This is a genomic window from Microbacterium pollutisoli (assembly GCF_053586795.1).
This window is the reverse complement of sequence record NZ_JBNYWT010000001.1, coordinates 823,196-846,364: the sequence shown is the minus strand read 5'-3', so window position 1 is coordinate 846,364 and position 23,169 is coordinate 823,196. Positions and strand designations below refer to the sequence as shown.

The following is a 23,169-nucleotide window of genomic DNA, read 5'->3' as shown; positions in this document are numbered from 1 at the left end:
GAATCGCGGCGGCACTGTGTGAGCTGGGACTCACATGGGCTGGCGTAGGAGTCGCGGTGGCGGTGCGGCTTGTGCGCCGGAGCTCACATGCGCTGGCGAAGCAATTGCGGTGGCGGTGTGTGCGCGGGAACTCACATAGGTTCGCAAGGTAACTGCGGCGGAGCTGTGTGATCCGGAACTCACATGCGCTGGCGAGGGACTGGCGCATGAGCCGCCGCGGCGGCGTCTGCGCCGGAACTCACATGCGCGGGCGAAGCGACTGCGGTGGTGTGTGCGCGGGAACTCACATGAGCTGGGGAACGGAACCGCGGCGGCTCTGTGCGCCGGAACTCACATGGGCCGGGGAGCGAGTCACGGCGGGCTGTGTGCGTGGGAACTCACATGGGCTGGGCGGAGGGTGAGGGAGGCCGCTCGATGCGGGGGCGCGAACGGCGGCGACGGGCGGCGTCGGTAGGCTGGAGCGCATGTCCGTGACCCTGCTCGGTGCCGCCGAGATCCGCGCACTCGCCGCCGAACTCGACGTCACACCGACCAAGCGGCTCGGGCAGAACTTCGTCGTCGACGCGAACACCGTCCGCAAGATCGTGCACGCGGCCAAGGTCACCGCGACCGACCACGTCGTCGAGGTCGGGCCGGGGCTCGGATCGCTGACGCTCGCGATCCTCGAGACCGGCGCCTCGGTCACCGCCGTCGAGATCGACCACCGCCTCGCCGAACGGCTGCCCGACACCGCCCGCACCCACGGAGTGCCCGATGGCGCCCTCACCGTCGTCGACGCCGATGCGCTACGCGTCACCGAGCTGCCCGGCGACCCGAACGTCCTCGTCGCCAACCTGCCCTACAACGTCAGCGTGCCGGTGCTGCTGCACTTCATGGAGACCTTCCCCGGGATCGCCCGCGGCGTGGTCATGGTGCAGGCCGAAGTCGGCGAACGCCTGGCCGCCCCGCCGGGATCCAAGATCTACGGCGCGCCCAGCGTGAAGGCCGCCTGGTACGGCCCCTGGTGGCTGACCGGCACCGTCTCACGCCAGGTGTTCTGGCCGGTGCCCAACGTCGACAGCGTGCTGGTCGCCTTCACGCGCGACCCGCAGCCCCGGGGCGACGACGACGAACGCGCCCGCACCTTCCGCATCGTCGACGCCGCCTTCCAGCAGCGCCGCAAGATGCTGCGGCAGGCGCTGTCCGGCGTGCTGGGCGGTTCGGCGGCGCAGGCCGGCAGCGTCCTCGAAGCGGCCGGCGTCGACCCCACCGCACGCGGCGAGCAGCTCACGATCGACGATTTCACGGCCATCGCGCGCGCCGCCGCCGGCTGACGACGCCGTCTCCCACCGGGGCGGACCGGTCGGTAGCCTGGAGGGATGACCGACAGCGCAGACCGCTTCCCGCCCACCCGCGGGGGAGATCTCCACCGGCCGTACACGGCGGCATCCACCCGGTACGACCTCGCCTCGTTCCGCCAGGTCGGTGACAGCGGGCTCTACCTGCCGCCGATCTCGCTCGGCCTGTGGTGGAACTTCGGCGACAACATCCCCTTCGACAACCAGCGTGCGCTGCTGCGCCACGCCTTCGACCGCGGCATCACGCACTTCGACCTCGCGAACAACTACGGCCCGCCCTACGGGTCGGCCGAGACGAACTTCGGCCGCATGATGCGTGAGGACTTCGCGCCCTACCGCGACGAGCTGATCATCTCGTCGAAGGCCGGGTGGGACATGTGGCCCGGTCCCTACGGCACGCTGGGCTCGCGCAAGTACCTGCTGGCCAGCGCCGAGCAATCGCTGCAGCGCATGAACCTCGACTACGTCGACATCTTCTACTCGCACCGCTACGACCCGGTCACCCCCATCGAGGAGACCGTCGGGGCACTCGACACCCTCGTCCGGCAGGGCAAGGCGCTCTACGTCGGCATCTCGTCCTACAGCGCCGAGCACACCGCCGCGGCCAAGGCCGTCGCCCGCAGCCTCGGCACGCCCCTCGTGATCCACCAGCCGGCCTACTCGATCCTCAACCGGTGGGTCGAGGACGGCCTGACCGGCGTGCTCCGGCAGGAGGGCATGGGGGCCATCGCCTTCACCCCGCTCGCGCAGGGGCTGCTCACCGGCAAGTACCTCGGCGACGGCACCGCGCAGCGCGCCCAGAAACGGTCCTCGCTGCCGCAGGAGCGCCTCAGCGACCACGGCCTGGCGGCCCTCCGCAGCCTGAACCTCATCGCCGAGCGACGGGGCCAGACGCTCGCGCAGATGGCGATCCAGTGGGTGCTGCGCGATCCGGTGGTCACCTCGGCCCTCATCGGCGCCTCGCGGCCCGAGCAGCTCGACGAGAACGTCGCAGCCCTGAACGGCCCGGCCTTCGACACCGAGGAGCTCGAGCGCATCGATGCGCTCAGCGACAGCATCGATGTCGACCTGTGGGCCGAATCGACGAACGCGTGAGCCTCGCCTACATCGCCGACCGGGTGCACGTGCGTGCCCCCGGCAAGCTCAACGTGTTCTTCGACGTGGGCGACGTGCAGGCCGACGGCTACCACCCGGTCGCCTCGGTCTACCAGGCCGTGTCGCTGTACGAGGACGTCGTGGCCACACCGGCCGACGACTTCACCGTCAGCGTCACCGGCGCCGTCGACGTGACCGGCGTGCCGCTGGACGACACGAACCTCGCGCTGCGCGCCGCGCGGCTGGTGGCCCGCGCTGCCGGGGTCGACACCGGCGTGCACCTCGACATCCACAAGGGTGTCCCGGTCGCCGGTGGCATGGGCGGCGGCTCGGCCGACGCCGCGGCGGCGCTCGTGGCCTGCAACGAGCTGTGGGGTGCGCCGCTGTCGAGCTCCGAGCTGCACGCACTGGCCGCCGAGTTGGGCGCCGACGTCCCGTTCGCGCTGCTGGGCGGCACCGCCGTGGGCACCGGCCGCGGAGACGAGCTGACCCCCGCCCTGGCCCGCGGCCGCATCGACTGGGTGCTGGTCACCCACCACGACGGCCTGTCGACGCCCGCCGTCTACCGGCACCTCGACGCGCTGCGCGCCGCAGCCGACATCGCCCCCGCGCGCGACACGCCCCGCGTGGACGCGGCGGTGCTGCAGGCCCTGCGCTCGGGGGATGCCGGAGCTCTCGCCGAGGTCGTCCACAACGACCTGCAGGCAGCCGCGCTGGCGCTGCGCCCCGACCTGGCCGTGGTCCTCGCCGACGGAAGTGACGTGGGTGCGCGCGGCGGCCTCGTTTCCGGCTCGGGCCCCACCGTCGCGTTCGTCGCCGACGATCCCGCACACGCCACCGAGGTCGCCGGCGCCCTGGTCGCCCGCGGTCACGACGCCCTCGCCGTGCACGGCCCCGTCCCCGGCGCCCGCGTCCTGGGGTGAGCGCCACCGGCATCCCCGCCCCGCCCGCGACACCCACCCTCACGGAAGGCCTCGCATGACAGATCTCACCGCCCGCCACCACACCGCCCCCGTCGACCGGGAGCTGCTCGACGCCCTGGCCCAGCGCGGCCTCGACGTGCGGCGTGAGGACGACGCGGACCTGACCCAGTTCACCGGCTGGCAGCGCGCCGTCGCCCGCGGATTCCTCGACGCCGAACCCACCGACCTGCAGCGCGACACCTCATTCGAGCGGGGCGCGTACCGCCGCAAGATCGGCGTGCACGACCCGCAGACGCCGGAGCCCGAGGTCCCGGTCGCGACCTTCGCGTCCTGGGTGGCCGACCTCACCCTCCCCGGCCGCGTGGCCGTCCCGGCGTGCGCGATCAGCGCGGTGACCGTGGCGCCCACCCACCGCCGGCAGGGGCTGCTGCGCAGCCTCATGGGCGGCGAGCTGCGCACCGCGGCCTCCCTCGGCGTCCCGATCGCCGCGCTCACCGTGAGCGAGTCCGGCATCTACGGCCGGTTCGGGTTCGGCCCCGCCGCCCCCGCCACGTCCTGGAAGCTCGACGTGCGCCGCGCCGGGTGGGTCGGCCCGATCGCGCCCGGACGCATCGACTTCATCAGCCGGGACGCGGCGCGCGCCCTCGTGCCGCAGCTGCACGCCCGCGTGCGGCTCGACCGCCCCGGCGAGATCGCCCTCTCCGACGACCACGCCGACCGCAAGACACGGACGCGTCCGGATGCCGAGAAGGCCGGCGAGCTGCGCGCCCTGCAGTACCGGTCCCCGGCCGGCGACATCGACGGTCTGGTGACCTACACGGTGCACGAGAACCACGACGACTACGCGGCATCCACCCTCCGTGTCGCCTCCCTCATCGCCGCGACCGACGAGGCCTACGCGGGCCTGTGGCGGTTCCTGCTGTCGATGGACCTCATCGGCACCATCGAGGCGAGCGAGCTGTCGACCGACGAGCCACTGTGGTGGATGATCGCCGACCAGCGCGCAGCCAAGATCACCGTGCGCGACCACCACTACCTGCGCATCCTCGACGTGGCCGCAGTCCTCACCGCGCGCCGATACGACCGGGCCGACCGCATCGTGCTCGAGATCGACGACCCGTTCGGCTTCACCAGCGGACGCCACGTGCTGACCGCCGACCCCGACGGAGGTGCAGTGGTGTCCGCCGGCGACGGCGAGCCCGACGACCTCGTGGTGCGGCTGGGCGTGGCCGAACTGTCGTCGATCGTCCTGGGCGGGGTGTCGGCGGCGACGCTCGCGCACGCCGGACGGGTGCACACCGCCGATCCCGAGCGCGTCGCGCGACTGTTCGCGTGGTCGGTGCCCCCGCGCCTCAGCTACTGGTACTGACTCCGCCCGGGCGCAGCCGTCGGCGGTCCACGCCGTGGGCGGAACGGGCGGACACCCGCGGCCGGGCGACTACGCTCGGAGGGATATGGCACATCTGCTGGGGGCCGAGGCCCTGCACCTGGAATACCCGACCAAAGTCGTCTTCGACGGCGTCTCGCTCGGCGTCGACGAGGGCGACCGCATCGGCATCGTCGGCCGCAACGGTGACGGCAAGTCGAGCCTGATGGCGATGCTCGCCGGGCGCCGCGAACCGGACTCGGGCCGCGTGACCGTCCGCGGCGGCGTGCGCATCGGCATGCTCGACCAGGCCGACGTGCTCGACGACGACGGCACGGTGCGGCACACGATCGTCGGCGACCGGCCCGAGCACGAATGGGCCGGCGACGCCGCGGTCCGCGACGTGCTGTCGGGACTGGTCGGCGACCTCGACCCGGACGCGCGGCTGAGCACGCTTTCCGGCGGCCAGCGCCGCCGCGTCGCCCTGGCCAAGCTCCTGGCCGGGGACTGGGACGTGCTGGCCCTGGACGAGCCGACCAACCACCTCGACGTCGAGGCGATCGCGTGGCTGGCCGCCCACCTCAAACGCCGCTGGTCGCCCACCACCGGCGCGCTGCTGGTGGTCACCCACGACCGCTGGTTCCTCGACGAGGTGTGCACGCGCACCTGGGAGGTGCACGACCGCATCGTCGAGCCCTTCGAGGGCGGCTATGCCGCCTACATCCTGCAGCGCGTCGAGCGTGACCGGCAGGCCGCCGTCATCGAGCAGCGTCGGCAGAACCTCGCGCGCAAGGAACTGGCGTGGCTCCGCCGCGGCGCCCCCGCCCGCACCTCGAAGCCGAAGTTCCGCATCGACGCGGCCAACGAGCTCATCGCCGACGTGCCCGAACTGCGCGACAAGGTCTCGCTCACCTCCCTGGCCGTCTCCCGCCTGGGCAAGGACGTGGTCGACCTGCTGGATGCCGGGGTCACCTACCCCGCCGTCGGTGACGAGCCGGCGCGCGAGGTGCTGCGCGGCGTCGAGTGGCGCATCGCCCCGGGCGAGCGCACCGGCATCCTCGGCGTCAACGGCGCCGGCAAGTCCACGCTGCTGGGGCTGATCGCCGGCACCGTCGAACCCACCTCCGGCCGGGTCAAACGCGGGAAGACCGTCAAGGTCGCGGTGCTCACCCAGCGCATGGACGAGCTCGATCCGCACCTCGACGAACCGGTGCGTGTCGTCGTCTCGCGGCTGCGCACCAGCTACACGTTCGGCACCGGGTCCAAGGCCACGGAGCTGACCCCGGGGCAGCTGCTCGAGCGCATGGGCTTCGCGTCGGCACAGCTGTCGACGCCCGTGAAGGACCTTTCCGGCGGGCAGAAGCGGCGGCTGCAGCTGCTGCTGGTGCTCCTCGACCAGCCGAACGTGCTGATCCTCGACGAGCCCACCAACGACCTCGACACCGACATGCTCGCCGCCGTCGAGGAGCTGCTCGACTCGTGGGCCGGCACGCTGCTGGTCGTCTCCCACGACCGGTACTTCATGGAGCGGGTCACCGACCAGCAGTACGCCATCCTCGACGGCCACCTGCGCCACCTGCCCGGCGGCGTCGACGAGTACCTGCGCCTGCGCCAGGCCGCCCGCACGCGGCAGGCCGACGACGGTGCCGCACGGTTGGACCGCGGTGCGACCGGTGGAACGGATGCCGGGGCCCCCGCGCTCAGCGGCGCCGAGCGCCGCGCGGCCGAGAAGGAACTGGCCTCCCTGGACCGCCGCATCGAGAAGCTCACCGGCCAGATCGATCGGCACCGCGTGGCGCTGGCCGACCACGACCAGGGCGACTACGTCGGGCTCGGCGAGAAGATGCGCGTGATCGGCGAGCTCGAGGCCGAGCGCGACGACCTCGAGCTGCAGTGGCTCGAACTGGGGGAGGCCCTCGAGGCCTGATGTCGCCGACCCGGGCGACAGTGCGGGTCAGCCGCCGAAACTGAGGCTGAGCTTGCGCAGCAGCCCCGCGAGGCGCTCGCGGTCTGCGCGCGACAGCCCTTCGAGCAGCGCGGCCTCGGCGTCCACGAGACGCGTGATCGCGGCGTCCACCCGGGTGCGGCCGTCGTCGGTGAGCACGACCAGCACGCTGCGCCCGTCACTGGGGTCGGCCTCGCGCCGCACGAGGCGACGGCCGACGAGGCGGTCGATGCGGTTGGTCATCGTGCCGCTGGAGACGAGCGTCTGCTGCAGCAGCTGCTTGGGGCTCAGCCGATAGGGCTCGCCGGCGCGCCGCAGCGCCGACAGCACGTCCCACTCCCACGCCTCGAGGTCACTGCGCCGGAACGCCTCCCGGCGGGCACGGTCGAGGTGCCGCGAGAGCCGGTCGACCCGCGAGAGGACCTCCAGGGGGGAGAAGTCGAGGTCGGGGCGCTCGCCGACCCAGGCTTCGAGGATCCGGTCGACTTCGTCATGCGGGGGCGCCATGCATCGATTATCCCGGGCTCTGGCGCACGCCGTGGCCGCCTGTTACTGTGACCGGTAACAGCCCATTCGATCGAAGGAGATCGACCCATGCGCGCACGTTCCCTGCGCTCGGCAGCCCTGGCCGCGATCGCCGCCCTCTCCCTGAGCGCCCTGGCGGCGCCCGCCGCTGCCGACGAGCCCCCGGTCGAGGCCGGGATCGTCGTGCACAAGGTCGAGAACCTGCCCGCCGACTTCATCAACGGCGTCGATGTGTCGTCGGTGCTGTCGCTCGAAGAATCCGGCGTCGTGTTCCGCGACGAGACCGGAGCGCCCGCAGACCTGTTCGACGTGCTCGCCGACCATGAGATCACCGACGTGCGCGTCCGGGTGTGGAACGACCCCTTCAATGCCGACGGGCACGGCTACGGCGGCGGCGACGTCGACGTCGACCGCGCCGTCGAGATCGGGCAACGGGCCACCGCCGCCGGGCTGCGTGTGCTCGTCGACTTCCACTACTCGGACTTCTGGGCGGACCCCGGCAAGCAGCAGGCCCCGAAGGCGTGGGAGGGCCTGTCGACGGCGGAGACCGCCGCGGCCGTGAAGCAGTTCACCGTCGACGCGCTCGGGCGATTCGCCGCCGCGGGCGTCGACGTGCGGATGGTGCAGGTCGGCAACGAGACCAACAACGGCGTGGCCGGGGTGACCGGCTGGCCCGCCATGGGCCAGGTGCTGGCCGCCGGTGCCGAGGGGGTGCGCGAGGCCCTGCCCGACGCGCTCGTGGCCGTGCACGTCACCAACCCCGAGAGCACCGGCCGGTACGCCACCTACGCCGCGAACCTGGCGGCGGCCGGCGTCGACTACGACGTGTTCGCCTCCTCGTACTACCCGTACTGGCACGGCACCCTCGAGAACCTGACGGCTGTGCTCACCGACGTCGCCGACACCTACGACAAGCAGGTGATCGTCGCCGAGACCAGCTGGGCGTACACCCTCGACGATGCCGACGGGCACGGGAACACGATCGACCTGCCCAGCGAGGCCACCCGGTACCCGGTGAGCGTGCAGGGGCAGGCCACCGCCGTGCGCGACGTCATCCAGGCCGTCGTGGACGTGGGCGACGCCGGCATCGGCGTGTACTACTGGGAGCCGGCCTGGCTTCCGGTGGGGCCGCCCGACCAGCTCGCGCAGAACAAGCTGCTCTGGGAGCGCGACGGCTCGGGCTGGGCCACCAGCTACGCCGCCGAGTACGACCCCGAGGACGCGGGAGTATGGTTCGGCGGATCCGCGTGGGACAACCAGGCCCTGTTCGCCCCCTCCGGCACGCCGCTCGAGTCGCTCAGCGTCTTCGCCTACGCCCGCACCGGCGCCACCGCCCCGCTCGAGGTCACCGCCGTCGAGAATCCGACGATCACCGTCGTCGACGGCGAGCCGGTCACGCTGCCGGCCACCGTGCAGCTCACCTACAACGACGGGTCGACCGCCGCCGAGGCGGTCACCTGGTCCGAGGCCGCCGACTTCATGTCGGGCCCGGGCGCCTATCGCGTCTCCGGGGTCACCGCCGGCGGCCACGACACGACGGCGACCGTCACCGTCCTGGCCGTCAACGCGGTCGCCAACCCGGGCTTCGAAGACGTCGACGTCAGCATGTGGCAGACCACCGGCGACGTGCTGCGGCTGCGGGCCACCGACGATCCGCACAGCGGGGAGCGCTCGGCGCACTTCTACTCGGCAGCGCCCTTCGCGTTCACGCTCACCCAGCAGCTGACCGGACTGGCAGCCGGCGAGTACACCGCGTCGGTCGCCGCGCAGGGCGATGGGGAGGGCGAGACCGGCACGGTCACGATCACCCTGACCGCCGGCGACGCCGAGGCCTCGGCGCCGGTCGCCCTGAACGGCTGGCGCAACTGGGCGACACCGACCACGGATGCCGTGGCCGTGCCGGCCGGCGGGACCGCGACCGTCACGATCAGCGCCGACCTGCCGGCCGAAGCGTGGGGAACGCTCGACGACATCGTCGTCACCCGCGCCGCCGACGGGGCCGACACCTCCGCGCTGCAGGCCGCCGTCACCCGAGCGGACGCGATCGACCGTGACATCATCACGGCCGACTCGGCCGCCGCCCTCGACGCGGCGCTTGAGATCGCCGACGTGGTCCTCGCCTCGGCCGCGCCCGCCGCCGCTCATATGGATGCCGCGTTGACCCGGCTGCAGGCCGCGATGGCGGCGCTGGAGCTGACCGGCCCCGCCCCGGCATCCACCGTCGTCCCCGTCACCGTCACCACCGTCGAGGGCGACCCGCTCACGCTGCCGGACGAAGTCGACGTCGTCGCCTGGAACGGCACCGTCGACACCGCCGCGGTCACCTGGTCGGACGCGGCCGGCTGGATCACCGGCGCCGGCGAATACGCCCTCACCGGCACCACCGCCGGCGGGCTCACCGCCCACGCCACCGTCACCGTCACCGCACGCCAGTGGGTCATCGACCCCGGCTTCGAAGACCCCGACGCCACCGCGTGGTCGATCACCGGCAGCGGCGCGCAGATCGGCGCAACCGGAGATGCCGCCGCGGGACAGCGCGCCGTGAGCTTCTGGTCGGACAGCCCGTACGCGTTCACCGTCTCGCAGCAGCTGACCGGCGTCCCCGCGGGCACCTACACGCTGTCGGCGACCGCGCAGGGCGGCGACACCGGCGCCGCCGACACCCTCCGCGTGCGGGCGACCACCGACGCCGGCACGACCGCCGCCGACCTCACCCTCACCGGCTGGCAGGCCTTCGACACCGCCACGACCGCGCCGTTCGCGGTCGATGCCGGCGGCGAGGTCACCGTCGCGCTCGAGGCCGCCCTTTCCGCCGGAGCATGGGGCACGGTCGACGAGGTGCGGCTGGCCCGTGCCGGCACCCCGGTCGACACGACCGACCTCGCCTCGGCCGTCGACGCCCTGGCCGCGCACGACCCCGACGCGTACACCCCGGCATCCTTCGCCCGCGTCGCGCCCGCCCTCGAGACGGCGCGGATCGTGCTCGCCGCCGCCTGGCCGCAACAGGCCCTCATCACCGACGCGCTGCGGCTCGTCGCCGAGACCGAGGCGGCCCTCGTCGCCCGAGACGCCGACACCGCCACCGCCGCGCCGGCCCGCGGCGTGCTCTCGCACGACAACGGGTGGGACACGGGCCTGAAGGACGGCGACTACACGATCACGATGAACCTGTGGTGGGGGTCCAACGCGTCCTCGCTGCGGCTGTACGAGAACGGCGTGTTCCTGACCGCCGTGCCGCTGACCTACGACGGCATCCGCGCGCAGCGGGCCGCCATCCCGATCTCCGGGCGCACCGACGGCACGTACCGATACACCGCCGTGCTCGCCAACACGCAGGGCGAGACCGAGACCGCGCCGCTGACGGTGACGGTCACCGACGCGGCGCCGGGAGTGCCCGTGCTCAGCCACGACAACCACGACCGCGACGGGCGCTACACCGTGACCGCGAACCTGTGGTGGGGCACCAACGCGACCGCCTACCGGTTCTACGAGGACGGGGTGCTCGTGGCCGAGGGCGAGTTGACCGCGGACACGCCCCGGGCCCAGACCGCGCGCCTGGACGTGGTCGGCGCCGCCGTCGGCACGCACCGCTACGTCGTCGAGTTCGTCAACGCCGCCGGGGTCACCGCCGGCACCGAACTGGCGGTGCGCGTGACGCGGTGACACGGAGCGCCCCGGCAGGCGTGGCAGACTTGACGGGCGGCCCGATCCGGTCGCGGTCCGCCGTGGTGTAATGGCAGCACGACAGCCTTTGGAGCTGTGAGGTCTAGGTTCGAGTCCTGGCGGCGGAGCATGACGAACACCACATTCGACACCTCGCTCGCCGTCGTGATCCTCGCGGCCGGTCAGGGCACGCGCATGAAGTCGGCGCTGCCGAAGGTGCTGCACCGCATCGGCGGCCGACCGCTCGTGGGCCACGTGCTCGACACGGCCCGGGACCTCGCGCCCGCCCACGTGGTCGTCGTCGTCCGCCACGAGCGGGACCAGGTCGCCGACGCCGTGCTCGGCGTGTCGCCGGAGGTCGTCGTCGTCGACCAGGATGAGATCCCCGGCACCGGCCGCGCCGTGGAAGTCGCCCTCGACCACCTCGGCGAGTTCGCCGGCGACGTGCTCGTCCTCTCCGGCGACGTGCCGCTGCTGGACCACACCACCCTCGCCGCCCTCGTCGCCGACCACCGGGCCCGGGCCGCGGCCGCCACCCTGCTCAGCGCCGTCGTGGACGACCCTGCCGGGTACGGGCGCATCATCCGCGACACCGACGGCGGCGTGGCCCGCATCGTCGAGCAGAAGGATGCCAGCGCCGCCGAGGCCGCCGTCACCGAGATCAACGCCGGTGTCTACGTCTTCCGCGCGACCGACCTGCGCACGCAGCTGGCCCGGGTGGGCACCGACAACGCGCAGGGGGAGAAGTACCTGACCGACGTCATCGGGCTGCTGCGCTCCGACGCGCGTGCCGTCGCGGCCTCCCTCGTCGACGACGTCGCCCTGACCCTCGGGGTCAACGATCGGGCACAGTTGGCCGAGGCGGGCCGGCTCCTCAACGCCCGCACCGTGCGCCGCTGGCAGCTCGAAGGTGTCACGATCCAGGACCCGGCCACCACCTGGATCGACGTGACGGCCACCCTCGCCCCCGACGTCACGGTGCTGCCCAACACGCACATCCTGCGCGCCACGACCGTCGCCGCCGGGGCCACGATCGGCCCCGACACGACCCTGGAGGACTGCGAAGTCGGCGCGGGCGCCACCGTGCGCCGCGCCGACGCCACGCTCGCCGTCATCGGCGCCGGCGCGAGCGTCGGCCCGTTCGCCTACCTGCGCCCGGGCACCCGCCTGGCCGCCGGCGGCAAGATCGGCACGTTCGTCGAGACCAAGAACTCCACCATCGGCGAGGGCAGCAAGGTGCCGCACCTGTCGTACATCGGCGACACGACGATCGGCCGCCACGTCAACATCGGCGCCGGCGCCATCACCGCCAACTACGACGATCTGGCCAAGCACCGCACCGAGATCGGCGACGAGGTGCACTCCGGCTCGCACAACGTGTTCGTCGCGCCCGTTAGGATCGGAGATGGCGCGAAAACCGGCGCCGGAGCGGTCGTCCGCAAGGACGTCCCCGCCGGCGCGCTGGCACTGAGCGTCGCACCCCAGCGCAACATCGAGGGGTGGGTCGAGAAGAACCGACCGGGAACAGGTGCTGCCGAGGCCGCCACCCGTGCTCGGTCTGCACAGAAGGCGGACGATGGGTCGCAAGAAGAAGCACACTGACCTCGACGCGGCGCGCGGCATCGCACCGGGCCTGGTGGCCAAGACGAAGAAGCGGCTGGTCGTCGCCTCGGGCAGCTCGCACCCCGAGCTGTCGGCCGAGGTCGCTGCGGCCCTGGGCACCGAACTGGTGCCCACCGAGCACCGCACCTTCGCCTCGGGTGAGATGCTCACCCGGTTCGAGGTCTCCATCCGCGGTTGCGACGCGTTCATCATCCAGTCGTTCGGCCCGCCGGTCAACGAGTGGCTCATGGAGACGCTCATCATGCTGGATGCCGCCAAGCGCGCCTCCGCGAAGCGCATCACCGTGGTCGCTCCGTACTACCCGTACTCGCGTCAGGACAAGAAGGGCCGCGGCCGGGAGCCGATCAGCGCCCGCCTGGTCGCCGACCTGTTCAAGACCGCCGGGGCCGACCGGGTCATGAGCGTCGACCTGCACGCCGCGCAGATCCAGGGCTTCTTCGACGGGCCCGTCGACCACCTGTTCGCCAAGCCCGTCCTGCTGGAGCACTTCCAGCAGACCCTGAGCGACGACGACCGCGCGAAGCTGACCGTCGTCTCGCCCGACACCGGCCGCGTGCGTGTCGCCGACCAGTGGTCGGACAGCCTCGGCGCGCCGCTGGCGATCATCCACAAGCGGCGCGACCCGAACGTGGCCAACCAGGTCACCGTCAACGAGATCGTCGGTGACGTGGCCGGCCGGGTGTGTCTGCTCGTGGACGACATGATCGACACCGGCGGCACGATCGTCAAGGCTGCGCAGGCGCTGAAGGCCAACGGCGCCGAGCGCGTCATCGTGGCCGCGACCCACGCGATCTTCAGCGACCCCGCCGTCGAGCGGCTGCAGGATGCCGCGATCGACGAGGTCGTGGTGACCGACACCATTCCGCTGCCGGCCGAGAAGCGCTTCGCCGCCCTGACGGTGCTGCCCATCGCGCCCCTGCTGGCCCGGGCGATCAAGGAAGTGTTCGAAGACGGATCGGTCACCAGCATGTTCGACGGGGCGGCCTGAGAGACGGCGATGACCGGGCCCGCGACCGACACCCCCCTGGATGTCGAGCGGCCTCACGCCCTCGGCACTGACGCCGTCGCACAGGCGCTCGGCGTCTCACCCGCCGGGCTGACCACGGCGGAGGCCGCCGAGCGGCTCGCCGTGGCAGGGCCCAACGTGCTCCCCGAGCCCGAACGGCTGCCCGCATGGCGGCGCTTCCTCACGCACTTCAACGACACCCTGATCTACATCCTGCTGGGCGCGGCCGCCATCAAGGCGGTCATGGGCGACTGGCTCGACTTCTCGGTGATCATGGCCGTGGCCGTCATCAACGCGATCATCGGCTTCGTGCAGGAGGGGCGCGCCGAGAAGGCGCTCGCCGGCATCCGCGGCATGCTCTCCAGCGAGGCGGGTGCGCTCCGCGACGGCGCGTGGGCGACGGTCCCGGCCGCCGACCTCGTGCCCGGCGACGTGGTGCGGCTCACGCCGGGCGACAAGGTGCCCGCCGACCTGCGGCTGACCGAGGCGCTGCAGCTGCGCATCGAGGAGGCGGCGCTGACGGGGGAGTCGGTGCCGTCGTCGAAGGATGTCGCCCCGGTCGCGGACGATGCCGGCATCGGCGACCGCACCTCGATGGCGTACTCGGGCACCATCGTCGCCGCCGGCCAGGGTCGCGGCATCGTGACCGGCACCGGCGCCCGCACCGAGATCGGCAAGATCCAAGCGCTGGTGGGCGAGGCCGGCTCGCTGGACACGCCGCTGACCAAGCAGCTGGCCGCATTCGGCAAAGTGCTCACGCTCGTGATCCTCGGCATGGCCGCCGTCATGCTGCTGATCGGCCGCTACCTGCACGGGATGCCCTTCGCCGAGCTCATCTCGGCCGCGATCGGTTTCGCCGTCGCCGCCATCCCCGAGGGCCTGCCGGCCCTGGTGACCATCACCCTCGCCATCGGGGTGCAGCAGATGGCGCGGCGCAAGGCCATCACCCGCAAGCTTCCCGCCGTCGAGGCGCTCGGCTCGGTCACGACGGTCTGCTCCGACAAGACCGGCACGCTGACCAAGAACGAGATGACGGTGCGGCGCATCATCACCCCGGTCGCCGCCTACGACGTCACCGGCCTCGGCTACGACCCGGCCGGCACGATCACCGCCGCCGACGGCGCGGCGCCGGGCGACGACCTGTCGGCGCTGCTGGCGGTCGCCACCCTCTGCAACGACGCGCACATCGTGCGGGACGCGGCCACCGACGGCTGGACGCTCGTCGGCGAGCCCACCGAAGGCGCGCTCAAGGTGGTCGCGATGAAGGGCGGCGCGCGCGACGACGGCATGGTGCGCCGCGCGGCGGTGCCGTTCGACTCCGCGAACAAGTTCATGGCGACCCTGCACGAGTCGCGCGAGGGGGCACGCGCCATCCTCGTCAAGGGGGCGCCGGACCGCCTCCTGGAGCGGGCGCTCACGCAGCGGGGCGCGGACGGCGCCGAACCGCTCGACCGCGTGTTCTGGTCCGCGGCGATCGACGAACTCAGCGGTCAGGGGCTGCGCGTGCTGGCCGCCGCGCGCAAACCCACCCGCGCCGAGGACGTGACCGTCGACTCACTGGTCGATCTGGAGTTCCTCGGCCTGTGGGGAATCCTCGACCCGCCGCGGCCCGAGGCCATCGACGCGATCGCCGACTGCCACCGTGCCGGTATCAAGGTCAAGATGATCACCGGGGACCACGCCGGGACGGCGCTGTCGATCAGCCGGGAGATGGGCCTGGTCCCCGACGGCGACGCGCAGGTGCTGACCGGCACCGAGCTCGAACAGCTCACGCAGGAGGAGCTGAAGGCCGTCGCGCCGGACGTCGACGTGTATGCGCGCACGAGCCCGGAGCACAAGATCCGCATCGTCCGCGCCCTGCAGTCGCGCGGCGAGGTCGTCGCCATGACCGGTGACGGTGTCAACGACGCTCCGGCGCTCACCCGCGCCGACGTGGGCGTCGCGATGGGCATCAAGGGCACCGAGGCGACGAAGGAAGCGGCGGAGATCGTGCTCGCCGACGACAACTTCGCGACGATCCGCAGCGCTATCCGCGAAGGCCGGCGCATCTACGACAACCTGCGCAAGTCGGTCGTGTTCCTGCTGCCCACCAACGGCGCCCAGTCCCTGGTGATCCTCGTGGCCGTCGTCTTCGGCTTCACCCTGCCGCTGACCCCGGTGCAGGTGCTGTGGGTGAACATGATCACCGCGCTCACGCTGTCGCTCGCGCTGGCCTACGAACCCGCCGAACGCGGCATCATGGACCGGCCGCCGCGAGGAGCGGGCGGGTCGATCATCAACCTGCGCGAACTGGGCTTCGTGCTCGTCGTGTCGCTGCTGATCGGCGGTGCCACCCTCGCGGTCTTCTCGCTCGCGCTGGCCGCCGGCCACGACCTGGAGACGGCGCGCACCGAGGCCGTGCTCATGCTGGCGCTCGGACAGCTGGCCTACCTGTTCAACTGCCGGTTCCTGGGGCGGTCGAGTCTGACCGTCGACGTGCTGCGCGGCAACCCGGCGGTGTGGTTGTCGGCCCTCGCGCTGCTGGTGCTGCAGGTCCTCTACACCTACGTCCCGTGGTTCCACGGCCTGTTCGACTCCCGCCCGCTGAGCGTCACCGCCTGGCTGCTGCCGCTCGCGTTCTCGGTCGCCGTCTTCCTCGCCGTCGAGGTGCTCAAAGCCTTCCGCCGCCGCACGTTCGCAGGCGGCTCATAGCGCGCACCGTCAGGATGAAGGCCCACACCGGTCCACATCCCCGGGAGGACTGCCGATGACCACCCCGTCCGCGCGCCGGCAGCTGCGCACCGGCGCGGCCGCGCTCGGCCTCGCCGCGGCGTTCACCCTCGCCGGCTGCGCCGGCCCCGCCGACCCGCCCGCCGGCGACGAACCGGACGCCGCGCCCCCGGACGCCCCCGGCAGTGCACCGGCCGGCGGCGGCACCGGCGACTACGCCGACGGCACCTACACCGCACAGGGCGTCTACCGCACGCCCGAGACGCTCGAGCAGATCACCGTCACGGTGACGCTCGCCGACGACATCGTCACCGCCGTCGAGGTGGTCGGCGACCCGCAGACCCGCGAGTCGAGGCAGCACCAGGGCGAGTTCATCGGCGGCATCGCCGACATCGTCGTGGGCGAGGACATCGACCAGCTGCAGGTCAGCCGCGTCGCCGGCTCCTCCCTGACCAGCGGCGGGTTCCACGAGGCCCTCGAGGCGATCCGCGCCGAAGCGGCACAGTGACGCGTGACCGCGCAACCGGCCGATGCCACCTGGCGGTTCGACGCGATCGGCACCCGGTGGCGGATCGACACCGCGACGCCGCTTACGCCGGCTGCCCGGGCGCGGATCACCGCGCTCGTCGAGACGTTCGATGCGACCTGGTCGCGGTTCCGCGGCGACTCACTCGTCCGGGCGCTCGCGCGGCAGCCGGGTACGGTGCCGGCGCCCGTCGACGCGACCGCCATGCTCGACGCGTTCGCCGCGCTCAGTGACGCCACCGGCGGTGCCGTGAATCCGCTGATCGGCGACTCCCTGGCATCCGCGCTGGAGCACCCGTTCGACCCCCGACGCGCCGTCGGCGTCTGGGAGGTGACCGATGCGGCGCTGTGCGCCTCGGCGGTCAACCGTCGCGCGTGGGGCGACGGGCTGCATCACGTGCTCGACGCCCGCACCGGGCACCCGGTGCGCACGATCGCCGCGACGTGGGCGGTCGCCGAGACGGCCATGTGGGCCGACGGGCTCGCCACCGCCCTGTTCTTCGACGGCGGCCCGGCCCTGGCCGCCCGGTCAGGCGTGGCATGGGTTCGGATGACCACCGACGGGCGCCTGGAATGGTCGCCGGGCTGCCCGGCCGAGCTGTTCACGACCCAGTAGCGTGGAACGGTGACCGAGACGTCTGCCGCCGGAAAGGTCGTCGCCGTGGCCCGCGACGACGCCCATCGCTTCACCAAGCCGACCCGCTCGTCGATCACCCTCATCGAAGGCATCGGTGTCGACGGCGACGCCCACGCCGGCACCACCGTGCAGCACCGGTCCCGCGTGCGGCGGGACCCGACCGCGCCGAACCTGCGCCAGGTGCACCTCATCCACGCCGAGCTGTTCGCCGAGATGGCCCGGCGCGGACACCGCGTGGAACCGGGCGGGCTGGGCGAGAACATCACCACCTCCGGCATCGACCTGCTGGCGCTCCCGCGCGGCACACGGCTGGCCCTGGGCGAGCACGCCGTCGTCGAGCTCACGGGTCTTCGCAACCCCTGCGCCCAGATCAACGGACTGTCGCCCGGGCTGATGAAGGAACTCGTCCACGTCGACGACACGGGCACCACCGTGCGCCTGGCCGGGGTCATGTCGATCGTCGTCGCCGGCGGCGTCGTACACCCGGGCGACCCGGTGCGGGTGACGCCCCCTGCCGGTGCGCACCACCCGCTGGAGGTGGTGTGACGTGCCGGTCACCTGGACCTCCTGGTGGAACCGCGCGTTCGCGGTGGTCGGCCGGGTGTCGATGTACCGGCTCGTGCTCCTCGCCCTGGTCGCGCTGGCCGTGGTCGCCCTCGCCCTGTCGGTCGCCGGGCTCGTCGGCCCCCACCCCGGCGAGCTTCTCGCCGCGGTCGCCGTGCTGGCGGCGGCCGGCGGCCTGACCGACGTGATCACGCACCGCATCCTGCGCACGGCCTGGCGCTGGGAGGCGACGCTGATCACGGCGCTGATCCTCCTGTTCGTGCTGCGGCCGACTGTCGAGCTGTGGGGTCTGGTCGGTCTGGCGGTCGCCGCCGTGGCCGCGTCCGTGTCGAAGGTGGTGCTGGCCTGGCAGGGGCGTCATGTGTTCAACCCCGCCGCCGTGGGTGCCACCGTCGTCACCGTCCTCAGCATCTGGCTGCCCGACCTGGGCGCCTCGTCGTGGTGGGTGGGCACGCCGTATCTGGCCGTCCCGGTAGTCGTCGCCGGACTGATCGTGCTGCTGCGCACCGAGAAGGTGCGGGTGGTGGCGGTGTTCGTGGTGATCGCGGTGGCCGTGTCGGTCGTCCACGCCACGGTGCAGTACCGCAGCGCCGGGTTCGCGTTCGAATTGGGGCCGGTGCTCTGGCAGGTCCTGTGGTCGTCCCCGTTCCTGTTCCTGGGCGCCTTCATGCTGTCGGAGCCGCTGACGCTGCCGCCGCGCCGCTGGCAGCAGTTCGTCGTGGCCGCCGTCGTGGGCGTGCTCGCCGGCTGGCCCATCGTCCTGGGGGAGGTGAGCCTCGGGCAGGAGCGGGCCCTGCTGGTGGGCAACCTGGTCGCCGTGGTGTTCTCGCTGCGCACCGCCGTGCGCCTCGTGCTGCTGGGCCGCGAGGAGCTCACGCCGACCGTGCGGGAACTGAGCTTCCGCGCCGAGCGCCGGTTCCGCTTCGCCGCCGGGCAGTACCTCGAGCTCGAGGTGCCGCACCCGCACCCCGACGCCCGCGGCACGCGGCGGGAGTTCAGCATCGTGTCGGCCCCGGAAGAGCTGCCGGTGGTGAAGATCGCCCTGCGCGAGGGGTCGCAGTCCACGTACAAGAAGGCGCTCGCAGCGCTCGAACCGGGCACCGAACTGGCGGTCACCGGCGTGTGGGGCGACTTCGTGCTGCCGGGCCGGGCCGACGCGCCGGTGTTGATGGTGGCCGCGGGCATCGGCGTCACCCCGTTCGTGTCGCAGCTGCGGCACCTGCGCCTGGCCGACCAGAAGCGCGACGTGGTGTTCGTCTACGTCGCCGCGGACGCCGGCGAGCTGGCGTTCCGCACCGACCTGGAGGCGGCCGGCATCCCTGTCATCGTGTTCACGCGGGACGAGCCGGCGAGCCTGCCCGCGCACTGGCGCTGGGCGCGCGGCGTGCGGCTGGACGCCGACGGGCTCCTGCAGGTCGTGCCCGACATCGCCACGCGCCACGCGTACATCTCGGGCCCGCCCGGGCTCATCGCCGATCTGTCACCGGCACTGGAGCGCGCCCGCTCGATCACGACCGACGCGTTCTCGGGTTACTGAGCCGGCGCGTCCGGCTCGGGCGGTCGCGCCGGCAGCCGCACCTCGAACGTCGTCGAGCCGGGAACGCTGGTGACGGTGAGGGTACCGTCGTGACCGGCCACGATCGCCTGCGCGATCGACAGCCCCAGCCCCGTGCCGCCCGTCTTGCGGGCCCGGGACGCATCGGCGCGGGCGAAGCGCTCGAACAGCGAGTCGGCGATGGCGGGGTCGATGCCCGGGCCGTCGTCGTGGACACGCACCACCGCCTGCGTGCCGTCGCGCACCACGTCCACGGTGACCTGCGTGCCCGCCGGGGTGTGCACCCGAGCGTTGGTGAGCAGGTTCGCGACCACCTGCTGCAGCCGCGCACTGTCACCGGCGACGACGACCGGCTCGTCGCCGACATCCAGTGCCCACTCGTGGTCGCGGCCGGCGACGCGCGCATCGGCGACCGCGTCGACCACGAGCCGCGTCAGGTCGACCGACTCGTAGGTCAGCTCGGTGCCCTCGTCGAGGCGGGCCAGCAGCAGGAGGTCCTCCACCAGGGCGGTCATCCGCAGGGACTGCGCCTGGATGCGCTCCAGCGACTGGGCCGTCGTCTCCGCAGCCGTGGCGGCGTCCGCCTGCGCCAGCGCCCGCAGGGAGAGTTCGGAATATCCGCGGATGGATGCCAGGGGAGTGCGCAGTTCATGACTGGCATCGGCGACGAACGCCCGCATCCGCTCCTCGTTGCGCTGCCGGGCCGACAGCGACGCGTCGACGTGGTCGAGCAGGGTGTTCAGCGCCGCACCCACCCGGCCGATCTCGGTACGGTCGTCGGCCTCGCGCGCCGGGACCCGCTCGGGGATCGACACCGCACCCTCGGCCATCGGCAGCGTCGCCACCCGGGTGGCGGTGTCGGCGACGGCGCGCAGAGGCTGCAGCGAGTGGCGGATGAGGGTGGCGATGACGGCGGCCAGCACCAGCAGCCCGCCGACGGTCAGCAGCGCCACGGTCGTGATGATCTGGCGCACCGTCTGGGTCAGCTCCGACGTCGGCAGCCCCACCACGGTGAAGAACCCGGCGCGCTGCAGCTCGACCTTGACCCGGTACTCGCCGCGGCCGGGCACCGTCAGCGTCGAGATGCCGTCGCGGGTGACGACGCCGAGCACATCGGCCACCTCCTCGCGGGAGAGCACTTCCACCCGGCCGTCCGGCCCGACGACGGCACCGGTGGTGTTCACGAGGGTGCGCGTCACCAGCAGCGTGCCCGGCTCCTGCCATCCCTGCGACAGCACGTCCTGGGCGGTCGCCGTCAGGTGCACTTCGACGGTGGCGGCGGCGGCCCGCACCTGCGCGTCGAGGCCTCCGGCCATCATCGTGCGCAGGATCGCCCCGGTCGCGAGGCCCACCGTGATCACGATGAGCGAGACGAACGACACCACGGTGATGATCAGCCGGGTCTGCAGGCTCCACCGGCGCCGCGGTCGCGACGTCGGGGTGTCGACGGCTGCGGTCACTGGGGTGCTTTGATCATGTAGCCGACGCCGCGCACGGTGTGGATGAGCGGCTCCCGGCCGGCGTCGATCTTCTTGCGCAGGTACGAGATGTACAGCTCCACGACGCTGGAGCGCCCGCCGAAGTCGTAGCTCCACACCCGGTCGAGGATCTGCGCCTTCGACAGCACGCGCCGCGGGTTGCGCATGAGGTAGCGCAGCAGCTCGAACTCGGTGGCCGTCAGCTCGATCTGGGCGCCGGCGCGCTCCACCTCGTGCGAGTCCTCGTTGAGGGTGAGGTCACCCACCCGCAGGATCGGGTCGTCCTCGCCCGAGGTCGCCGTGCCGGCGCGCCGCATCAGGCCGCGCAGCCGCGCGACGACCTCTTCGAGGCTGAACGGTTTGGTGACGTAGTCGTCCCCGCCGGCGGTGAGCCCGGCCACCCGGTCGGCGACACCGTCCTTCGCGGTGAGGAACAGCACCGGCACATCGTTGCCGGCATGCCGCAGCCGGTGCAGCACGCTCATGCCGTCGAGATCGGGCATCATGATGTCGAGCACGACCGCGTCGGGGCGGAACTCGGCGGCCCGCTCCAGCGCCTCGAAGCCCGAGCCGGCCGTGTGCACGTCCCAGCCCTCCATGCGCAACGCCATCGACAGCAGGTCGGTGAGCATCTGCTCGTCGTCGACGACGAGCACGCGCAGCGGCGTGCCGTCCGGACGCTGAAGGGCAGGCGAGGAGGGCATGCCTCCATTGTCGTGTGCTCGCTGTGAGATCGCTATGGCGTCGGCTATGCCCGTGCTGTGAGTCTGCCGGTCACCGGGTCGCCCGCGCGTGCGCGACGATCCGGTCGAAGGCCGCGTCGCGGGCGGGGTCCACCCGCTGGGCGTCCGGGTGCACGTCATAGTGCGCGATGATCCGCCGCGCGCCCTCGTCGAAGGTCACCGTGGTGCGCATCTGCGGCACCAGCGCGCGCAGCTTGCCGGTGTCGAACAGACCCGGGTGCGCCTTGTCGCCGACCAGTCCGGGGCCGAGTTCGGGGGCGTGCACCGCGATGGTGTCGGATGCCACGTGCACGAAGTCCGGCTCGGGCACGCCCGCGGCATCCGCCAGCCAGCGGTAGATCTGGTTCCACGAGGGGGCGTGGGTGCCCGTCAGCGTGTACGCCTCGCCGATCGCGCCCGGGTGCCCCAGCAGGCCGGTGAACCCCACGGCGAAGTCGTCGGCGTGGGTGAGGGTCCACGGGGTGGTCCCGTCGCCGTGGATCACGACGGGCTGGCCGGCGCGCAGCCGCGCGATGTCGGTCCACCCGCCCATCGTCGGGATCATCGTGTCGTCGTAGGTGTGCGAAGGGCGCACGATCGTCAGCGGGAACCCGCGCTCCCGGTAGGCGGCCGTCAGCACGTCCTCGCACGCGATCTTGTCGCGGGAGTACTGCCAGAACGGGTTGCGCAGCGGGGTCGACTCGTCGATCGGCAGCCGCTGCGGCGGCTTCTGATACGCCGATGCCGAGCTGATGAACACGTACTGGCCGACACGGCCCTCGAACACCGCCAGGTCGCGCTCGACCTGGTCGGGCGTGAAGGCGACGAACTGGGCGACGACGTCGAACTCCTCGTCGCCGAGCGCCGCGCGCACCGCCGTGCTGTCGTGCACGTCGGCGACGACCTCCCGCACGCCCGCCGGCAGCGCGCGGCGGCGGGAGCCGCGGTTGAGGACGGTGACGTCATGACCTTCGGCGAGCGACCGGGTGACGCAGGCGGTGCTGATCACGCCGGTGCCGCCCAGGTAGAGGATGCGTGTCATGGGTCGACCCTAGCCGCCCGCCGCGGCGGGGCGGGTGCCAGCAGGAAGGCCAGCAGCAGCATGATCAGCATCCCCACCACGGCCCCGCCCGTGTTGGCCACCAGGTCGCGGACGTCGGGGTAGCGGCTGGGCAGGAACAGCAGCTGGACGGCCTCGATGGCGCCGCTGAGCAGCAGGCCCAGCAGTGGCGCCGTCCACCATCCGCGCACCCCGAACCACAGCACCGCGAACACGCCCAGCGGCACGAACATCGCCACGTTCGCCCCGAACTCGACCCGCTCGAACGTGATCCAGGCGGTGGACGGGCGCTGTGCGAACCATGCCAGCAGACGGTCGAGGGCTGAGGCGATGTCGCTGCCGTACGGCCGCACGGTCAGCGTCATCCACCCCACCGCCCACAGGTACACACCGGTGAGCACGGCCAGCACGATGCGTGCGGCCGTGCGCCGGACGC

18 protein-coding genes and 1 tRNA gene are annotated in these 23,169 nt (G+C 72.5%); 14 read left to right on the top strand and 5 right to left on the bottom strand.

Annotated features, from left to right (window positions below):
- Window positions 1–464: 464 nt before the first annotated feature.
- The 5 genes from rsmA (at window position 465) to ACQ143_RS04080 (ending at window position 6,648) form a co-directional block, all read left to right on the top strand.
- Window positions 465–1,313, top strand: a complete 849-nt coding sequence (rsmA, locus tag ACQ143_RS04100; protein ID WP_449569421.1) for a 16S rRNA (adenine(1518)-N(6)/adenine(1519)-N(6))-dimethyltransferase RsmA — start codon at window positions 465–467, stop codon at window positions 1,311–1,313.
- Window positions 1,314–1,358: 45 nt separating this feature from the next.
- Window positions 1,359–2,432, top strand: coding sequence for an aldo/keto reductase (locus tag ACQ143_RS04095; protein WP_449569420.1), 1,074 nt, complete (start codon window positions 1,359–1,361; stop codon window positions 2,430–2,432).
- Window positions 2,408–3,355 carry a 4-(cytidine 5'-diphospho)-2-C-methyl-D-erythritol kinase gene (locus ACQ143_RS04090; protein WP_449569419.1) on the top strand — a complete coding sequence of 316 codons (948 nt, stop codon included), beginning with the start codon at window positions 2,408–2,410 and terminating at the stop codon, window positions 3,353–3,355. Before ACQ143_RS04095 ends, ACQ143_RS04090 begins: the two co-directional genes overlap by 25 nt.
- A gap of 55 nt (window positions 3,356–3,410) precedes the next feature.
- On the top strand, window positions 3,411–4,724 hold the full coding sequence (locus tag ACQ143_RS04085) for a GNAT family N-acetyltransferase (RefSeq protein ID WP_449569418.1): 1,314 nt from the start codon (window positions 3,411–3,413) through the stop codon (window positions 4,722–4,724).
- Window positions 4,725–4,809: 85 nt separating this feature from the next.
- Complete coding sequence (locus ACQ143_RS04080; protein WP_449569417.1) at window positions 4,810–6,648, top strand: ABC-F family ATP-binding cassette domain-containing protein; 1,839 nt, start codon at window positions 4,810–4,812, stop codon at window positions 6,646–6,648.
- 27 nt (window positions 6,649–6,675) lie between these two features.
- On the opposite strand, the gene ACQ143_RS04075 is transcribed toward ACQ143_RS04080, so the two are convergent.
- A complete protein-coding gene (locus tag ACQ143_RS04075; protein WP_449569416.1) occupies window positions 6,676–7,173 on the bottom strand; it encodes a MarR family winged helix-turn-helix transcriptional regulator in 498 nt (165 codons plus the stop codon).
- An 87-nt stretch (window positions 7,174–7,260) separates the two neighbouring features.
- On the opposite strand from ACQ143_RS04075, the gene ACQ143_RS04070 reads away from it, so the two are divergent.
- From ACQ143_RS04070 to ACQ143_RS04030, 9 genes are all read left to right on the top strand, one after another.
- Window positions 7,261–10,854 (top strand): glycosyl hydrolase 53 family protein, encoded by a 3,594-nt coding sequence (locus ACQ143_RS04070; RefSeq protein ID WP_449569415.1) that lies wholly within the window; start codon window positions 7,261–7,263, stop codon window positions 10,852–10,854.
- A gap of 56 nt (window positions 10,855–10,910) precedes the next feature.
- Window positions 10,911–10,982: transfer RNA gene (locus ACQ143_RS04065), tRNA-Gln, on the top strand.
- A 1-nt stretch (window position 10,983) separates the two neighbouring features.
- A complete protein-coding gene (gene glmU / locus ACQ143_RS04060) occupies window positions 10,984–12,456 on the top strand; it encodes a bifunctional UDP-N-acetylglucosamine diphosphorylase/glucosamine-1-phosphate N-acetyltransferase GlmU (protein ID WP_449569414.1) in 1,473 nt (490 codons plus the stop codon).
- Window positions 12,431–13,465: a ribose-phosphate diphosphokinase gene (locus ACQ143_RS04055; protein ID WP_449569413.1), complete on the top strand. Its 1,035-nt coding sequence runs from the start codon at window positions 12,431–12,433 to the stop codon at window positions 13,463–13,465. Before glmU ends, ACQ143_RS04055 begins: the two co-directional genes overlap by 26 nt.
- 9 nt (window positions 13,466–13,474) lie before the next feature.
- Window positions 13,475–16,174 carry a cation-translocating P-type ATPase gene (locus ACQ143_RS04050; protein ID WP_449569412.1) on the top strand — a complete coding sequence of 900 codons (2,700 nt, stop codon included), beginning with the start codon at window positions 13,475–13,477 and terminating at the stop codon, window positions 16,172–16,174.
- Window positions 16,175–16,229: 55 nt separating this feature from the next.
- Window positions 16,230–16,700 carry an FMN-binding protein gene (locus ACQ143_RS04045; protein WP_449569411.1) on the top strand — a complete coding sequence of 157 codons (471 nt, stop codon included), beginning with the start codon at window positions 16,230–16,232 and terminating at the stop codon, window positions 16,698–16,700.
- A 3-nt stretch (window positions 16,701–16,703) separates the two neighbouring features.
- A complete protein-coding gene (locus ACQ143_RS04040) occupies window positions 16,704–17,333 on the top strand; it encodes an FAD:protein FMN transferase (protein WP_449569410.1) in 630 nt (209 codons plus the stop codon).
- Window positions 17,334–17,342: 9 nt separating this feature from the next.
- Window positions 17,343–17,900, top strand: coding sequence for an MOSC domain-containing protein (locus ACQ143_RS04035; RefSeq protein ID WP_449569409.1), 558 nt, complete (start codon window positions 17,343–17,345; stop codon window positions 17,898–17,900).
- A 61-nt stretch (window positions 17,901–17,961) separates the two neighbouring features.
- Complete coding sequence (locus ACQ143_RS04030; protein ID WP_449569590.1) at window positions 17,962–19,455, top strand: FAD-dependent oxidoreductase; 1,494 nt, start codon at window positions 17,962–17,964, stop codon at window positions 19,453–19,455.
- Here the strand turns inward: ACQ143_RS04030 and ACQ143_RS04025 are convergent.
- The 4 genes from ACQ143_RS04025 to ACQ143_RS04010 form a co-directional block, all read right to left on the bottom strand.
- Complete coding sequence (locus ACQ143_RS04025) at window positions 19,449–20,792, bottom strand: sensor histidine kinase (RefSeq protein WP_449569589.1); 1,344 nt, start codon at window positions 20,790–20,792, stop codon at window positions 19,449–19,451. The genes ACQ143_RS04030 and ACQ143_RS04025 overlap by 7 nt on opposite strands.
- Before the next feature lie 137 nt (window positions 20,793–20,929).
- A complete protein-coding gene (locus tag ACQ143_RS04020) occupies window positions 20,930–21,655 on the bottom strand; it encodes a response regulator transcription factor (RefSeq protein ID WP_449569408.1) in 726 nt (241 codons plus the stop codon).
- 70 nt (window positions 21,656–21,725) lie between these two features.
- Window positions 21,726–22,715 carry an SDR family oxidoreductase gene (locus ACQ143_RS04015; RefSeq protein ID WP_449569407.1) on the bottom strand — a complete coding sequence of 330 codons (990 nt, stop codon included), beginning with the start codon at window positions 22,713–22,715 and terminating at the stop codon, window positions 21,726–21,728.
- Window positions 22,712–23,134, bottom strand: coding sequence for a VanZ family protein (locus tag ACQ143_RS04010; protein ID WP_449569406.1), 423 nt, complete (start codon window positions 23,132–23,134; stop codon window positions 22,712–22,714). The genes ACQ143_RS04015 and ACQ143_RS04010 overlap by 4 nt, the downstream gene beginning before the upstream one ends.
- Window positions 23,135–23,169 lie beyond the last annotated feature (35 nt).

What these genes read in the sequence shown, in the direction of transcription:
- ACQ143_RS04045 (WP_449569411.1), top strand. Translation starts at nt 16,230, where the DNA reads ATGACCACCCCGTCCGCGCGCCGGCAGCTGCGCACCGGCGCGGCCGCG.
- ACQ143_RS04085 (WP_449569418.1), top strand. Translation starts at nt 3,411, where the DNA reads ATGACAGATCTCACCGCCCGCCACCACACCGCCCCCGTCGACCGGGAG.
- ACQ143_RS04015 (WP_449569407.1), bottom strand. Translation starts at nt 22,715, where the DNA reads ATGACACGCATCCTCTACCTGGGCGGCACCGGCGTGATCAGCACCGCC.
- ACQ143_RS04070 (WP_449569415.1), top strand. Translation starts at nt 7,261, where the DNA reads ATGCGCGCACGTTCCCTGCGCTCGGCAGCCCTGGCCGCGATCGCCGCC.
- glmU (WP_449569414.1), top strand. Translation starts at nt 10,984, where the DNA reads ATGACGAACACCACATTCGACACCTCGCTCGCCGTCGTGATCCTCGCG.
- ACQ143_RS04075 (WP_449569416.1), bottom strand. Translation starts at nt 7,173, where the DNA reads ATGGCGCCCCCGCATGACGAAGTCGACCGGATCCTCGAAGCCTGGGTC.
- ACQ143_RS04080 (WP_449569417.1), top strand. Translation starts at nt 4,810, where the DNA reads ATGGCACATCTGCTGGGGGCCGAGGCCCTGCACCTGGAATACCCGACC.
- rsmA (WP_449569421.1), top strand. Translation starts at nt 465, where the DNA reads ATGTCCGTGACCCTGCTCGGTGCCGCCGAGATCCGCGCACTCGCCGCC.
- ACQ143_RS04020 (WP_449569408.1), bottom strand. Translation starts at nt 21,655, where the DNA reads ATGCCCTCCTCGCCTGCCCTTCAGCGTCCGGACGGCACGCCGCTGCGC.
- ACQ143_RS04055 (WP_449569413.1), top strand. Translation starts at nt 12,431, where the DNA reads ATGGGTCGCAAGAAGAAGCACACTGACCTCGACGCGGCGCGCGGCATC.
- ACQ143_RS04025 (WP_449569589.1), bottom strand. Translation starts at nt 20,792, where the DNA reads ATGATGGCCGGAGGCCTCGACGCGCAGGTGCGGGCCGCCGCCGCCACC.
- ACQ143_RS04030 (WP_449569590.1), top strand. Translation starts at nt 17,962, where the DNA reads ATGTACCGGCTCGTGCTCCTCGCCCTGGTCGCGCTGGCCGTGGTCGCC.
- ACQ143_RS04095 (WP_449569420.1), top strand. Translation starts at nt 1,359, where the DNA reads ATGACCGACAGCGCAGACCGCTTCCCGCCCACCCGCGGGGGAGATCTC.
- ACQ143_RS04050 (WP_449569412.1), top strand. Translation starts at nt 13,475, where the DNA reads ATGACCGGGCCCGCGACCGACACCCCCCTGGATGTCGAGCGGCCTCAC.